The sequence below is a fragment of the Neiella marina genome (assembly GCF_002165625.1).
GTDB lineage: Bacteria > Pseudomonadota > Gammaproteobacteria > Enterobacterales > Neiellaceae > Neiella > Neiella marina.
The window spans coordinates 12270-26818 of record NZ_NGNS01000012.1 but is presented as its reverse complement, the minus strand read 5'-3'; the positions used below and the strand labels follow the sequence as shown (position 1 = coordinate 26818).

At 49.2% G+C, this 14549-nt stretch carries 13 protein-coding genes; 9 read left to right on the top strand and 4 right to left on the bottom strand.

The features are described from left to right. Positions 1-18: 18 nt before the first annotated feature. The 4 genes from CBE68_RS10520 to pdxY all read left to right on the top strand — a co-directional run bounded on the left by CBE68_RS10520 (position 19) and on the right by pdxY (position 4237). Positions 19-660, top strand: a complete 642-nt coding sequence (locus CBE68_RS10520) for a hypothetical protein (protein WP_087506049.1) — start codon at positions 19-21, stop codon at positions 658-660. Positions 661-745: 85 nt separating this feature from the next. Then, on the top strand, positions 746-1195 hold the full coding sequence (locus CBE68_RS10515) for a hypothetical protein (protein WP_143824541.1): 450 nt from the start codon (positions 746-748) through the stop codon (positions 1193-1195). A gap of 525 nt (positions 1196-1720) precedes the next feature. Continuing rightward, positions 1721-3310, top strand: a complete 1590-nt coding sequence (locus CBE68_RS10510; protein WP_087506047.1) for a bifunctional aspartate transaminase/aspartate 4-decarboxylase — start codon at positions 1721-1723, stop codon at positions 3308-3310. A gap of 63 nt (positions 3311-3373) precedes the next feature. Continuing rightward, positions 3374-4237 carry a pyridoxal kinase PdxY gene (pdxY, locus tag CBE68_RS10505; RefSeq protein WP_087506046.1) on the top strand — a complete coding sequence of 288 codons (864 nt, stop codon included), beginning with the start codon at positions 3374-3376 and terminating at the stop codon, positions 4235-4237. A 149-nt stretch (positions 4238-4386) separates the two neighbouring features. Here the strand turns inward: pdxY and CBE68_RS10500 are convergent, their stop codons facing one another. Beyond that, positions 4387-5310, bottom strand: coding sequence for a LysR family transcriptional regulator (locus CBE68_RS10500; RefSeq protein WP_087506120.1), 924 nt, complete (start codon positions 5308-5310; stop codon positions 4387-4389). A gap of 176 nt (positions 5311-5486) precedes the next feature. On the opposite strand from CBE68_RS10500, the gene CBE68_RS10495 reads away from it, so the two are divergent. From CBE68_RS10495 to CBE68_RS10485, 3 genes are read left to right on the top strand one after another with little or no spacing between them, the layout of a single operon-like run. Beyond that, complete coding sequence (locus CBE68_RS10495) at positions 5487-5705, top strand: DUF1656 domain-containing protein (protein ID WP_087506045.1); 219 nt, start codon at positions 5487-5489, stop codon at positions 5703-5705. A 16-nt stretch (positions 5706-5721) separates the two neighbouring features. Then, positions 5722-6591 carry an HlyD family secretion protein gene (locus tag CBE68_RS10490; RefSeq protein WP_229744736.1) on the top strand — a complete coding sequence of 290 codons (870 nt, stop codon included), beginning with the start codon at positions 5722-5724 and terminating at the stop codon, positions 6589-6591. 4 nt (positions 6592-6595) lie between these two features. Next, positions 6596-7609: an FUSC family protein gene (locus CBE68_RS10485; protein WP_087506043.1), complete on the top strand. Its 1014-nt coding sequence runs from the start codon at positions 6596-6598 to the stop codon at positions 7607-7609. Here CBE68_RS10485 and CBE68_RS10480 read toward each other — a convergent pair. Then, positions 7551-8810, bottom strand: coding sequence for an acyltransferase family protein (locus CBE68_RS10480; RefSeq protein WP_087506042.1), 1260 nt, complete (start codon positions 8808-8810; stop codon positions 7551-7553). The two genes, CBE68_RS10485 and CBE68_RS10480, sit on opposite strands and share 59 nt — an antisense overlap. Before the next feature lie 24 nt (positions 8811-8834). Continuing rightward, positions 8835-9428, bottom strand: a complete 594-nt coding sequence (locus tag CBE68_RS10475; protein ID WP_087506119.1) for a CIA30 family protein — start codon at positions 9426-9428, stop codon at positions 8835-8837. Between the two features lie 234 nt (positions 9429-9662). Between CBE68_RS10475 and CBE68_RS10470 the strand changes: the two genes are divergently transcribed. Then, on the top strand, positions 9663-11219 hold the full coding sequence (locus CBE68_RS10470; protein WP_087506041.1) for an AbgT family transporter: 1557 nt from the start codon (positions 9663-9665) through the stop codon (positions 11217-11219). 98 nt (positions 11220-11317) lie between these two features. Then, positions 11318-12940, top strand: a complete 1623-nt coding sequence (locus CBE68_RS10465) for an RNA polymerase sigma factor (protein WP_087506040.1) — start codon at positions 11318-11320, stop codon at positions 12938-12940. A gap of 26 nt (positions 12941-12966) precedes the next feature. Here CBE68_RS10465 and CBE68_RS10460 read toward each other — a convergent pair whose 3' ends face one another. Further along, entirely contained in the window at positions 12967-14472 is a 1506-nt protein-coding gene (locus CBE68_RS10460; RefSeq protein WP_087506039.1) for an alpha/beta fold hydrolase, read from the bottom strand. Positions 14473-14549: the final 77 nt, after the last annotated feature.

Genomic DNA, 14549 nt, shown 5'->3' with positions numbered 1-14549 from the left:
ACTGTTATGAACTAAACCATGAATAAGCATCTAAAAAAATCTTGCCTATGGATAAAAGAATACAAGCACGCTCTTAGAGTAATCGGCGGCATCTTTTTCGCGTTAGCACTGATAGCCGGACTATTTTGGATGGCCGGTAAAGATATCGAGCCCGTTGCCTTTGTTCTTGGCCTACTGAGCTCCTTGTTCTTAGCTTCTCCATCAATTGCAGAATATTTCCTGCCCGAGCGTAAGCCGGTCAAGAATATGACCTTCGAGGAGATACTGAGCTTTATCCCTACGACTAATGCCAAGGAAGATTGGCATGGGATATCGACTGATTGGATTAGCGAACGATTCTTAAAAGAAGATCCACGGTTGAGGTTTCGAGCAAAGTACACGGACGATGGTATTCAGAATAATGACTTCAAAGAACAGTGGGCCAACCGGCATCCCGATAACAGGGCCGTGGGGTATTGGTACGACCTTTATTATGACGGAGCGTTTCTAGATAGAATTATTCTAGTATCTGTAGATGGCGGGCGGGCTAGTCTTCCGCCTCCAGAGTTTTCTTCAGGAAAGGTAAGTTTATATAAATATCATGTGGCAAAAATCCATGACACACTTGGAACAGTCGACCAATATTTAGGCCGCTCAAAACTAGAGTTAGAAAATTCATAACAAGCAAAGACAGCATCGCCCTACGGGCTGGACGCGCTAACGCGCACCCCTGCTTTGAGCGTTATGTGTCACTAGGAGTATGTTTTTGGAACAGATGGACGAGCTTTCCTTCACTTTTTTCAAGCTCTTTTCACGAATGGAGTATGCCTTAAAGGCTGCTTCGTTCAACAATGGGGACGGTAATGCAAATGCAAATTGGACCGCTTTTGCTGGCCATATTGATGCGGCTTTTCAGGCGCTTGATGATTCGTCCCTTAAGGAGGCGATAGAATATATATTGAAAAATCCGCCTAAGAAGCAAGTGATTAAAGATGGTTTGATTAACTGGTCATCAGTAGAGCCATCTCATCAAAATACTACTGACCTGCTGATATTGTATATTCGACGCGTAAGAAACAACCTTTTCCATGGTGGAAAGTTCAATGAACATTGGTTTGATCCTGAGAGAAGTGAAGAGCTTATATCGAGCTCCATTTGTGTTTTGGAAAGTGCACTTCCTCTTAGCCAAGATGTTCAAGATGCGTACGATGGGTGAGTGAGCCACATAACAAGTGACTGTGGTCTTCCGTCAAGTTAATCGAGCAAGGTGCCTTAAAACACAGGGCACTGGACTTCGGCGCTTTGCGCCTCGCCCCTTATTAAGATCGTTTTGAATTCTCCCTAGAATCGCCATATCGCATTGAAGTGGCGCAGTCTTGGCCAATGCTCGAATCCCTGCGTTGCAAAAATTACTATTTTTTACCTTATTTTTCGTTGCGCTAGCTAGTTTCAATAACGTCCCACTTATTGCTTTTTATGAACTTATTTTCAATAAAAACATCATGTTGTGTGGTTTTGTTCGGTGATTTGTGCCAATGGTTTGGCGGCCAAATATGACTTTGTAGGATGTGATCCTACAAAGCCGATTAACGCGATATTCCCTCTCTCCCTACTATGCCCCCATCCCGACGGAGGGGGCTAAACAAGCTTTTAGTCGATCCGAATTGAAGCTCAGTGTCAGCAGTTGACGCGGGCCAAGCCACTTACATTTTTTTGACTATTTTTATTGAGGATACAACCCATGCAAAACATCGATTTCAATCAATTTGCCGACTTAAGCCCATTTGAATTGAAAGACAAACTGATTGATTTGGCCAACACCGTTCCTGATCGCACCTTGCTTGATGCCGGTCGCGGTAACCCTAACTTTCTGGCGACCTTACCTCGTAAAGCGTTCCTGCGCTTGGGTGATTTTGCGCTGGAAGAAGCGGAGCGTAACTACTCCTATTTAGATGGCGGCTTCGGCGGCATTCCAAATGGCGACGATGTGGTTGCTCGTTTTGACACCTTCGCTAAGCAGTATGGTGATAAAGAAGGCGTCCAGTTCTTACAAAAAGCGTTGAGCTATGCCAAAGACCGTTTGGGAATTGAGCAAGAAGCATTTTTGAATGAATTAGTGTTGGCGTTCTTGGGTTGTAACTATCCAGTTCCATCACGCATGTTGACCCACATGGAAACAGTTGTGAAGCAGTACATTGGTGAAGAAATGTACGGCAACGTGCCAATGACTCAGAACTTTGACGTATTCGCGACCGAAGGTGGTACAGCGTCAATGACTTACACCTTCCAGACCATGTTCAACAATGGCTTGTTGAAAAAGGGCGATAAAGTAGCGCTAGTGACACCGATTTTTACCCCGTATCTGGAAATCCCAGAACTGTCCGAGTATGAGTTGGAAATTGTTGAATTGCGTCTTGATGAAACAACGTGGCAGTTGCCTCTCTCCGAGATTGAAAAACTGGCAGATCGCGACATCAAGCTGCTGTGTGTGGTGAATCCAGCGAACCCAGCTTCGGTCAAAATGTCAGATGAAACACTCTCCTTGTTGACTGATTTCGTGAATGAAAATCGCAAGGACGACCTGTTCATCGTCACCGATGATGTGTACGGCACTTTCGCAGATGACTTTGTGTCGCTGTTTGCCACACTGCCATACAACACCTTGTGCGTGTATTCGTTCTCAAAATACTTTGGTGCCACTGGCTGGCGTTTGGGCACGATTGCGATTCACGAAAACAATGTCTTTGATGATGCCATGCGCCGCTTACCGGAAGCTCATCAGCTGCAGTTGGATGATCGCTACAAAACGCTGACCACAACGCCTCGTGATATCAAATTTATTGACCGCATTGTTGCCGATAGCCGCTCTGTGGCGTTAAACCACACTGCTGGTTTGGCATTGCCACAACAGGTGCAAATGGCGCTGTTCTCGCTGACTTGTTTAATGGATTCAGCTGGTAATTACAAAGCTGCTTGTAAGCGTATTATTCGTGACCGCTTCAAAACCTTGTTCAGCAACATGGGTATTGAAATGAAGCAAGACAAAGACCGAGTCGATTACTACACCCTGTTGGAGTTGGATGACATTGGTGGCCAACTGTATGGCGCTGAGTTTGTTCGCTGGTTCAAAGAAAACGGCAAGGGTAAGTATTTCTTGTTCCAACTGGCACAAGCTACCGGCGTAATTTTGCTGCCAGGTAAAGGTTTTGACACTGTCAATGCTTCCGTTCGAGTGTCACTGGCCAACCTGACGCATCACGAGTATGAGTTGATTGGTCGTGAAACTCGTAAAGTATTGGACCAATACTACGCTGAGTTCCAAGGTCAGTAATCACCACCTTACCAGCAAGGGCCGTTTGGCCCTTGCTCCGATTGTTCTCATAGGAGCCGCAAGATGAAAGGCATTATTTCAATTCAATCGCATGTGGTTTATGGCCACGCAGGCAATAGTTCGGCGGTGTTTCCAATGCAGCGACTAGGGCTGGAAGTCTGGCCGATTCATACCGTTCAGTTCTCCAATCATACCCAGTACGTTCAGGGTTGGACTGGTCAGGTTTTTGCCGCCGAGCAGATCCATCACTTGGTGGCGGGGATTCAGGCAATTGACAAACTCGACCACTGTCAGGCGGTGTTATCTGGTTATCTGGGTAGTGCTGAGCAGTGTCAAAGCGTGTTGAACGCCGTTGAGCTGGTGAAGCGAGCGAATCCGAAAGCGCTTTATATTTGTGATCCTGTGATGGGCGATCCGGACAAAGGTTGCATCGTTGCACCTGAAGTGCATCAGCAGATGATTCAATTGCTGTTGCCTCAGGCCGATGTCATTGTGCCAAACCAGTTTGAACTCAGTCAGTTGGCTGGCCGAGCCATTGATTCGTTAACTGAGGCGGTTGAGGCCGCTCGGGCGATTATGGCAAAAGGGCCGGACATGGTGCTGGTGAAACATTTGCATTGCTTGTCGGCTCATCAGTTTTCGATGCTGTTAGTGACGGCCAATGAGGCTTATCTGATTCAGCGACCACAGCTGGATTTCGACCGTGCGCCAGTGGGTGTGGGCGATTTGATATCAGCATTGTTTAGCGCACAGCTGATACTGGGTAAGACCCCGCTGATGGCATTTGAACATGCTCATAATGCGGTGTTCGATGTGTTGAAGAAAACGCAGCAGTTAAACCAGTGGGAGTTGCAAACGATTGCCGCGCAGCAACAGTTGGCAACGCCAGATAGCCAATTCAAAGCGCAGTTGATCTCGGATTCGTGATTGGTTGCATTGCAGCAATTTGTACTTGTGGATCAATCGTTGTGAACAAGTACTGATAAATAGCTACTCATGAAAGGAAACAGAACCGAGTATCCTACCTGATGCTGTCGCACTTTATGGATGAAGTGCTTCAGCATCAACTTTGATGACTAGCGAGCAATCACCCCTGGCCGATGGATACGGTACTGTTCAATAAACTGCAGCAATACTTCCGCGATGTGCTTTTTGACTTCCAATACTGGTTTTGAATGAGGGAACCAAAGTGCCAACGGCACATAGAAATCATCCTTGAGTTCATTGAAGGGTAATTCTTTTATGCCGAGTTCAGCCCCGACTTGCTTGGCAGTAACAACAGGAAACATCGCCCAGCCGACTCCTTCGCTGACCAAATTCAGTAACAGTTGCATGTCACTGACCACCTCATAGTTGGGGGATAGGATCATTTTTTCAGCCATACCGTCTTCAATGTAAGCCTCAAGCAGGATTTGTTTATTGCTCTTTAGATGACTTAATCGCTCAGGCTCAGGTAGCAGCTGCAAAGGGTGGTCGGTGGCGGTAAAGATCGAGTGTGAGACGTTGGTCAGAAACGTTGCGTCAAAGCTGGTCATGGCTGATCGGGTGTCAATGTTGACGATGCCAATTTGAACCTTGTCTGCCAAGATGGCTTGTTTAATCTCATCTTTCGACATGACGAGAAAGTGCACCTTCATGCTAGGAAAGTGCTCGGCCAGCTTTTTCCTAATAGCCACCAGTGGCTCGGCAGGTATAAAGCGGCAGTAAGCGATAGAGATTTCTTCAAGTTGGCCAAATGACAAACTCAGCGCCATTTTATCAAACGAACTGGCTTGCTCGATGGTTTGCCGCGCATAGCGATACAACAATTTGGCTTCGGGGGTTGGCTCGGCGCTGCGGCCGATACGCTCGAAAAGATCCACTGCCAACTGATCTTCGAGGTTGGTGATCACCTGACCGATGGTGGTGCGGTGCTTTTTTAGTTTCACCGCAGCATCGCTGAATGAGCCTTTCTCGAACACGGCAACAAAGGCTTTGAGTTGCTCCAAACTAAATTGCATGAGGGTGAGATCCTTCACTTTCATGAAAAACTGTTCTGAGCATAGCAGCTGCTAGCCAATTGCATCGGCTAACTGAGGATTTGATCCTACAAATGCGATTAACTCGTTTTGCTTCAGGCCCATAAAATCTTCCCCAACATTGTTGAACACACTGACTCGATAGAGCAGAGGGGCATATGAGTTTGGATTACGTGGCAAAAGAGTTAATGGTCGGCGAGTTGTTTTTTCCGCCACTGCTCATCGCAGTGCTTTGCGCATATGGCTTAACCAGCCTGACCATGTTGGGTTGCGCAAAAGCGGGTTGTCTGCGCCACATTTATGCCCCTGCAATCGTCGAATTGGCATTAACCACTATCTATACAGTGCTTCTTAGCCTGTTGATTTTTCAAGGGTAAAATCAGGTAAATCGTGATGAAATCAAAATTATTAACGCTCGCTTTGGTGGTATTGGCGATAGCTGCAGTGGTACTTAAGTATCAAACATATATGACCCACCCATGGACCCGAGATGCCTTGGTTCGTGCCAATATCGTCGAGGTAACGCCTCGGGTAACCGGCCCTATTACCCATATTCATGTCGCTGACAATTCAGCGGTTGTCGCTGGTCAACTACTGTTTGAAATTGATGATCGAATTTATCAGGCGGCACTGAAAAAAGCTCAAGCAACGCTGGCACAAGCCAAGGTTCAGCTGCAACGGGCGCAAAATGAATTGCAGCGCATGACCGCATTGGAAAGCAAAACCCCTGGAGCAGTACCAATACTGACGCTCAATAACTTAACAGATGACGTTGATGCCGCAATTGCCAATGTCGCGGCGGCAACCGCAGGCGTTGATAATGCCAAACTCGATTTGGAGTTCACTAAGGTTTATGCCACCAAGACGGGTTACATCACCAATTTTAATGTCGCAGAAGGCGCGCACGTCGTCGCCAACCAACCGGTGGTCGCACTCATTGATGGCGATAGCTTTTGGATTGAAGGTTTTTTCCAAGAGACCGATTTAGAGCATGTTCATGCCGGTGATAGTGCCAGTGTGACGTTGATGTCATACCCAGATTATCCGTTTAACGGCACGGTGATAAGCCTTGGTTATGGCATCGCTCAGGCTGATGGGGCAACCAGCGCGCAAATGCTGCCGACTGTGAACCCTAACTTTGAGTGGATTCGTTTGGCGCAGCGCATTCCGGTCAAGATCAAGGTTCAGTCGTTGCCGGAGCAAGTCGAGCTGAGAGTTGGCACTACCGCTTCGGTGATGATTTCGCCGCAAGTAAAGGGGTAAACCGATGACTGTTCAGGGGAAGCAGGCCATTAAAGTTGCCCTAAGTTTGGCGCTAACCATTTTCTTAGCGCTCAGCTTTGGCTGGGAAAAGCCTTACTGGGGGGGCTTGGCTGTCGTCGTCATGGCAACGGCAGAAAGTTACAGCCATGCCTTGTCAAAAGGCCGCCAGCGTTTACTTGGTACTGTGCTCGGAGTGATCTTGGCATTTGTCTGGATTAGTTTATTTGCGCAGCAGCGAGAGCTGTTTTTTCTGAGCTTTGTCACTACCGGTGCTATTGCTGCTTACGCCTCGGCCCAAAGTCGCTTTAGCTATGTCTATAAGATGACGTTTTTAGTCGCCTCCATCGTCAGTTTGTCGGGCGGACTAACAGAGCAACATAGCTTTTATCTCGCTATCTTGCGGGGGCAGGAAACCTTGCTCGGAGTGATTTGTTTTTCTGTTGTTCATTCGGTGTTGTGGCCATCAATGAATCAAGATTCGAGCACAGCATCGGCGTCCGGTTCAATCGGTTTAGTTTCGCCACATCGCACCGGGTTAACCAGAGCTGCCAAGTTTATTGTCATTAACTCGGCTGCTTGGCTGGCTTGGATATACTTACCAATTCCCGGCGGATTCTTGTTTCCAATTTTGATGGCATCGTTGAGCAATGCTTTGGTTGAGTTTCCTGCGCGTTGGTTCAACCAGCTGATGTTGCTAGTGATTGGTTGGGCGGTCGTGGTGCTGTTGCAGTATGTATTGCTGTTGCCGCAACTGACCGCCGGTTGGCAGTTGGCATTGTTCTATTTCGCCAATTGCTTTGTCGCCTGGCGCTTGTTTCATCGCCCGGAGCAATTGCCATTGCGAATGCTCGGCGCACAAATGCTGCTGATGCTGACCATGACTGCGCAGTATTTGCGGCCGGTTTACGACATTATTTTGCCGTTGCAGATGCTGCTATACATGTTAATTGCGATGGCGCTCATTCGTTTGGTTTGCGCTGCGGTTGAGCAAATGCTTGAACCGCAGTTGGGTGCTTAGGCCATGTCAGTACTCTGGCTTGACGCCTGCCATTCAATAGCTGGCCAATGGCTGTTGAGCGCACCGCTAAATCGTAAAGCAGCAAGCAAATGGTCACTGTGGTAGCCGATACTAACAGTAGCTTGATGGACCAATGCAGAGCCAGGTCCGCCACCGCTACTTGCAGCCAAACCACGACAGGAAGATGGCTCAAGTAAAGCCAATAGGAGGCATCTGCAAGGTAGCGAACAATGGCATTGGGTCGCTGACAACAGCGTTTGAAAATGGCAATAGAAAGCGCCACAAGGGACCACATCATGACACCATAGCCGATGACAAAAGTGAGCTTTAGCCATTCATAGCTGGTGTCGCCAACTTGCTGTTCAAACTGACTAAAGTAGCAACAGACGATGATGGCGCAGCACACTAGCAGCAGCTTGCGCCAAGTCAATTGGCCAAACTCAGCGATCAGTGTAGGTTGTCGGTGTAGCAGCCAACCGAAGATAAAGAAGCCGCCATAAATTAAACTAACGGGCAGATGAGGTAGCAAGGATCGATCGGGTGTATCCATGCCCCAGTGCGCCATAAACCAAAGGCAACTGGCGGTGCAACAGGCCAACAGCGGTGTGGCAAGACATGATCGGCACAGCCAACGCATTGTCAAATCGGCAGCCGATACACTGCGTTGGTAATAATGAGGCATAAAGCTAAGTAATTGCCTGACGGCAACCAACAGCACTGTCACTATCAGCAGGTAGTACAAAAACCACAGATGGGAGCCGACCAAAAAACTATTGGGAAACGCCAATAACGTCGAAAAGCCGTTGGCGATAGCTGGCCAAACATGAGTTTCTCCGCGCATGCTCTCTGCCCCCATTAGCCATCCTGAGACCAGTAGCGGCCGGAGCACAAACCAGCCGACAACAAAGGGTACGGCAATTCTGAGCAGCCGCGAGCGAACAAACTCAACGACGCCTTTTGAATGCAGGGTCAGGTGACTAAGGAACCCTGCGATCAAAAAGAACAGTGCCATTCGAAAGGAGTGACTGACTAACGTAAAAGCCGATACCACTGCGCTGGTGGATACATCCATTACCGCCCAACCAATAAAGACCGGAACGAAGGATAAACTGGCGTGGAAAACCACCCCAAGCAATAAGGCAAAGGCCCTCAAAGCGTCAACGTAGTGGTAGCGATTAGCTGATTGAACGAGTTGTGTCATGGCTGCAGTACCTAGTCGATAGCGTTAGTAAAAACTCACTTCATCGAGCTCAAAACTAAAATCGCCCGGCTGCACACCATAGGCAACGATACTCAAGCTGTTAATCGTGGCTGGATTGAGTGGGGTAGGGGCAGACCATGCCCGTTTCATCCTGTCAAAGGGCACTTTGAACTCATGGAACTGGCCATCCGACTTCACCATGACAGGTGCTGCATGGTAATCGAAATTGTCGATCTCGGTGCTATTGGCGGAGACAGAAACAGTGCCTTGAATAACCTTGATCAGCAATCGAATGCCCTGATATTCACTGGCATCCTGTGGTTGGCCGCCAGCATCAAGCAACAACACTGAGCTAGCCCAGCCTGGTTGACCGCGCGGCGGAACGATTTTTCCCGACACTGACAAGACGCCATCAGCAATGGTTTGCTCGGTGCTGGTACTGCCGCCAGCCAAGCTGTCATTTAAGTATTGGCGTGCCAGCCCGAGGTTGTTTTGGTGTGGATCGCTAAAGTCATCAACGACAGGTGGAATGGTAGCTGCGGCGGTGGCGGAATAGGCCGCGATGACAACACTGAGCAGGGTATTGCGGGCATTGCGTGGGGTTAGAAAGTGAATCATGGTTGCTTCTCCGGTCATTAATCGACGATAAGCCCCGTCATTTCGTTTGGGATAAAACGAAGCCTTTGGGGTCATAAGTGCCAGCAACACAGCAGAAGGTGACAACAAAAAGGAATGAGACTGTGGAAACAGCGAACAGCGGCGCGCAGCTATCCCTTACAAACTGCGTGTATTCCTCAATCGATGGTCGATGTAGGCTGATATCAGTTGCGTTGACTACACAGAGGTTTGGATATGGCTGAAGCCAATAAACTTGATTCTGCTTCGGAAGGCAGCCCGTCGATGATTGAAAGGATTGGTAAAGCTATTCCCGATCCTGTCGTTATCTTCATGTTCCTGCTGGTATTCGCTGTTGTTGCAACGGCGCTGGTGGGAGGCTTGAAATTTGAGACTCAAGGGTTAGATGGCGGCGCCATCACACACACAATCAAGGATATGACCGCGACAGAACATGTTCGCTGGTTGTTCGATAATGCCCTGCTGCAAAACTGGTTGGCATTTGGCAATGGTGTCCTTGGCGTGATTCTGATTGTGATGCTGGGCGTTGGCGTGGCCGAGCATTCTGGGTTGCTGACGGCGGTGATTAAAAAGCTAGGAACCCGATTGAGTGATCGCTTTTTAGCGCCGGCCGTGGTTTTCCTCGGTATTATGAGTTCGATAGCCACCGATGCTGGCTACTTGGTGCTTATTCCGTTGGCAGGCTTGCTTTATGCTGGTTTGGGTAAAAACCCGTTGATTGGTATGGCTGCTGCGTTCGCAGGAGTTTCTGCCGGTTTTAGCGCCAATCTGATTCCAGCCACTCCGGTAGATGTCATCCTTGGAATGAATGCCAAGGTGTTCGCTGAATCACAGGGGGTTCCTTTTGCTGCGGGTGATGGCACACCGCTGACACCAGCCACCATGCACTATTACTTTATCTTTGTGTCGACGTTTTTATTGGCATTCCTTGGCGCTTGGGTCACCAATCGATTTGTTGCACCGCGATTAGCGAACATGACATACCAGCTTCCGGACGAAATTGACTTATCAGACTTTGCTGTCACGCCACAAGAGCAGCGCGGTTTGCGAGCCGCATTTTGGGGGCTAGTGGTGTCGCTGTTGCTTATCGTGTTGTTAGCAACTGGGCCGTTAGCGACCTACGTAGATGACACGGGCAAAACCATCTCTCCTTATTTGAACAATGTTATCTTATTGATTGCTATGGTATTCACCATAGTCGGGGTAGCTTTTGGTTTCGCCGCAGGGAAATTCACCAAGCTGATGGATGTGGTGCAAGCCATGGTGAGTCAAATGAACACCATGGGTTACATTTTGGTATTGACCTTTTTCTGCTACAACTTTCTCGGCCTGCTTGGTTATTCAGGTCTTGGTACTTATGTCACCTATCTTGGCGCCAGCTTCCTGCAATGGCTGGGGTTGCAACAGTTTCCCATCTTGCTAATAGTTGGCTTTATTTTGACAACGGCGGTGATTAACTTATTTGTCGGAGGGCTGACATCGAAGTGGATGTTACTCGGGCCGATATTTATTCCAATGTTGTATCAGGTCAACTCGTCCATGACACCTGATATGGTCACTGCGGCATATCGCGTGGCTGATTCATCCACCAATATTATTACCCCGATGATGAGCTATGCAGGGGTGATTTTGGCCTTTATGCGTAAGTACAAACCCGATCTGTCGTTTGGTGATTTAATTGCCATGATGGTGCCATACTCGGTGGTGTTCTTGATTTCTTGGACGTTGCTGTTGGTGACTTTTTTCGCCTTTGGTATCCCGCTAGGTTTTTAATTCCCGGCGAGGTAATACAAATATTGAGGAGATTCTGTCACCTTTAAGCAATGAGTTGGCACCTTTAGGTTTTAAACTGATGAAAAAGGCATGATTTGATGTTTAAGACTGCTGTTGCGCTATCCGATGCCATATCCGACGCCACTGATGCAGCTTTGGTGGTGGCGTCATTGGGCAATGATCATGACGCCTTTGCCGAGATCGTCAGGCGCTACCAAGGCCTGCTGTGCTCGATTGCCTATGCTGCGGTAGGTGACATTAAGCATAGCGAAGACATCGCTCAGGAAGCTTTTGTTGAGGCATGGAAAAAGCTCGATACGCTGCGCGATCCTGAGCGACTGAAAGCTTGGCTGTGTGGCATTTTAAGATTTAAAGTCAGCCGTCATCGGCGCAAGCAAGCGAGTCAGCCCGAGCAGGGGGCTGAGGCGTTATCGGAGCGCAATGATCGCGCTTGTCAGGCAAGCATGGTTGAACAAGGAGCAATCGAGCAGCAACAGCACGCTTTGCTGTGGCAAACGCTCGAGAACATGCCGCACAACTACCGCGAACCCTTGGTCCTTTTCTACCGCGAACATCGCAGTGTGGAGCAGCTTGCCGATGATTTAGAGTTGTCACAAGACGCGGTCAAACAGCGTCTGTCCCGTGGCCGCAAACTATTGCAACAAGCCATGATTAACTTCGTTGAAGATACCTTGTCGAAAAGTGGCCCTGGCGCCGCATTTACCATTGCAGTGATGACAGTGGTTAGCACTATCTCGCCGCCGGTTAAGGCCGCGGCTCTCAGCGCAGGTGCCGCCAAAACTGGCTCATTGTTTAAGTGGACCAGCATTGTTGCCGTGATTGGCAGTTTTTCAGGCCTGATTAGTGCTTACTTTGGCCTCCGTGCCGGTTTAGCTCAATCTCGTACCGAGCGAGAGCGCCGCAACGTCATCCGTTTTACTGTGCTATTTCTGCTGTTTGCGGGCTTGTATGTTGGCGGCATGTTTTTGTTGCGTTTTATCGCACACAGCAGCAGCGCAAGTGCTGGCTTGTTTATTACTGCGTCGCAAGTGTTTGTCGGTGTGTTTATTGTCAGCTACATGATGTTGCTGCGGGCCATGTTGGTCGGCATGCCAAGATTACGAGCGCAGGAGCGACTCACCAATCCAGCGGCGTTTTGCGATCATCCTACTGGCAGTGAACGCGAGTACAAAAGCCGTTTGCGTGTGTTGGGTATTCCTCTGGTGCATTTTCGCCTCGGCATGCCTGAGGCCAATGACGGTCCGGTCGTGGCTTGGATTGCCGGTGGAGATATCGCCTATGGTGTGCTGTTTGCGTGGGGCGCGGTGGCCGTTGCTCCCATTTCTGTCGGTATTGTGGCCGTTGGCGTTGCGAGCGTCGGCGTCATTGGGATCGGTATTCTAGCGACTGGCACGGTCGCCATTGGCGTGATTGGCTTTGGAGCTTCCGCCATCGCTTATAAAGCATTTGCATCTCTGTCAGCGATTGGCTGGCAAAGTGCCATCAGCGGTGGTTTTTCTGCCGCCAAAGAAGCCGCTATCGGCCAGTTCGCTATTGCCCAGCAAGTCAATAACGAGCAGGCCGCGGCCATAGCCAACTTAGCAGCACTAAATCAATATTATGTTTGGGCGCTGGCTGCAATTGCGGTACTGGTTATCGTGCCGGCTGCATGGCACTCAAACAAGGTACGGCAACGGATGGGGCGCCGCCAAGCAAGTTAATTTGCTGCGGCGCGCTATGAGATCGGCTATTGCATTTTAAGTTGTGGCAGCGGCAGTTTGATCGGTTGCTGACTGACTGGCTGGTCAGCAAAAAATGCCTCCATTCGCTGCAGTACTTCGGGAGATGAAGTGAACAAGTTGTGGCCGCCATTTTCAACCGTGATATGACTAAGGTTGGATAACCCCTTGACTGCATTGGCTTGTTCTTCGGGGTAGGTTCGACCATCGAGCGTTCCGGTGAACAGCAAGGTCGGTACCTTGCTCTTCGGCCCCGCTCTAAAATCATCGCCTAAGTCGAGCTTGGCATCGAAACGGTTCAGTAGTGGCATTGGGAAGTTTAGCGACTGCCCGAGCAGAGAGGTTTTTGCTTCGTCGGTCACTTGCATCAGGCGCGGTTCGCTAATGCCGGATGCGACGTCCATTGCCAGCGGCATCAAACGGAAACTAACAGCTTGGTCGCTGAACACGCCTCGCTCCAGAATATGGGTCAGTAGGCTGCTATCACCGGCATCAAGGCTCAGGTACAGCTGAATAAGCATGGCTAGATATTGATTCGGATCGGCAACCATCATGCTTGCCAGACGCTGCAAGTAAGGCTTTTGAAACAGAATCTCCGATTCTTGATCCTCAGATAAGGTAAATCGCAGCGTCATTGGTTGGTTGTCCAGCTTTTGGTGAACACGTTTCATTAATTTCGCCAGATCAGGAACTTGTTGCTTTAGCGGTAATTGATTGATTAGCTGCTGAACGCGCTGGAAGTAAGCATCAGTTTGGCTCGGTAATTTGACCGTTTGATCTAAGCCCTCGGCACTGGCAATGACGACTTTGTTGATCTGCTGAGGAAATAATTTGAGGGCAGCAAGTGCTAAGTGACTACCGTATGAAATGCCCCACAATGATACCGTTTCGGCCCCAAGGTGCTGGCGCAAATCGTCAATGTCCAGTGCATTCTGGACGGTGGTGTAGCCATAAGGATCAATGCCTTGCTGCTGCCATTGGCGGAAGCACTGTTTAGCCGCTTCGGTGTATGCGCGCTTGACTGATTGTTCATCGAGCTTGTCGTTGAGTGGCAGCGACCAGCTCGATACACAGGTCTCAGCTTGTTCCGATTGACCCGTTCCGCGCTGGTCAAGCGCGATGACATCACCATACTTGCGTAATGCCATGAACAAAGGGTAGCGCCGCCACTTCGCGGTACCAATTCCTGAGCCGCCAGGGCCGCCGGAAAGATAAATGATTGGCGGCCCTTTATGTTCCCCTGTCGCAGGGAAGCGAACATAGTTGATGCGAATTTTCCGACTGGCGGAATTGTTGCGATTCTCTGTAACCATAATATGACCCGAGAAGGCATTGGTGGTCTCGCCGCTATCGGCTTGAAACTCGATCGCTTGCTCATTGCTGAGCGCTGCTGGTGACTGCGGTGGCGAAATCTTAGTCGCTGCAAATACCTGACAATGAATTGAGCTGACGACAAATACGGCAGTGAGCAACAGTATCTGTGCTGGCGTTTTAACTGCTGATGGAATTGGCATAGTATGATCCTCTGTTTGGCCTAGTGGTATTACTCCATCAACACTTCAGCTTGCACCAGAGAAGTTCGTTTAAAGGC

Coding starts and splice junctions, on each gene's coding strand:
- CBE68_RS10485 (WP_087506043.1), top strand. CDS start 6,596: ATGACTGTTCAGGGGAAGCAGGCCATTAAAGTTGCCCTAAGTTTGGCG.
- CBE68_RS10510 (WP_087506047.1), top strand. CDS start 1,721: ATGCAAAACATCGATTTCAATCAATTTGCCGACTTAAGCCCATTTGAA.
- CBE68_RS10470 (WP_087506041.1), top strand. CDS start 9,663: ATGGCTGAAGCCAATAAACTTGATTCTGCTTCGGAAGGCAGCCCGTCG.
- CBE68_RS10500 (WP_087506120.1), bottom strand. CDS start 5,310: ATGCAATTTAGTTTGGAGCAACTCAAAGCCTTTGTTGCCGTGTTCGAG.
- CBE68_RS10490 (WP_229744736.1), top strand. CDS start 5,722: ATGAAATCAAAATTATTAACGCTCGCTTTGGTGGTATTGGCGATAGCT.
- CBE68_RS10520 (WP_087506049.1), top strand. CDS start 19: ATGAATAAGCATCTAAAAAAATCTTGCCTATGGATAAAAGAATACAAG.
- CBE68_RS10465 (WP_087506040.1), top strand. CDS start 11,318: ATGTTTAAGACTGCTGTTGCGCTATCCGATGCCATATCCGACGCCACT.
- CBE68_RS10460 (WP_087506039.1), bottom strand. CDS start 14,472: ATGCCAATTCCATCAGCAGTTAAAACGCCAGCACAGATACTGTTGCTC.
- CBE68_RS10475 (WP_087506119.1), bottom strand. CDS start 9,428: ATGATTCACTTTCTAACCCCACGCAATGCCCGCAATACCCTGCTCAGT.
- CBE68_RS10495 (WP_087506045.1), top strand. CDS start 5,487: ATGAGTTTGGATTACGTGGCAAAAGAGTTAATGGTCGGCGAGTTGTTT.
- CBE68_RS10480 (WP_087506042.1), bottom strand. CDS start 8,810: ATGACACAACTCGTTCAATCAGCTAATCGCTACCACTACGTTGACGCT.
- pdxY (WP_087506046.1), top strand. CDS start 3,374: ATGAAAGGCATTATTTCAATTCAATCGCATGTGGTTTATGGCCACGCA.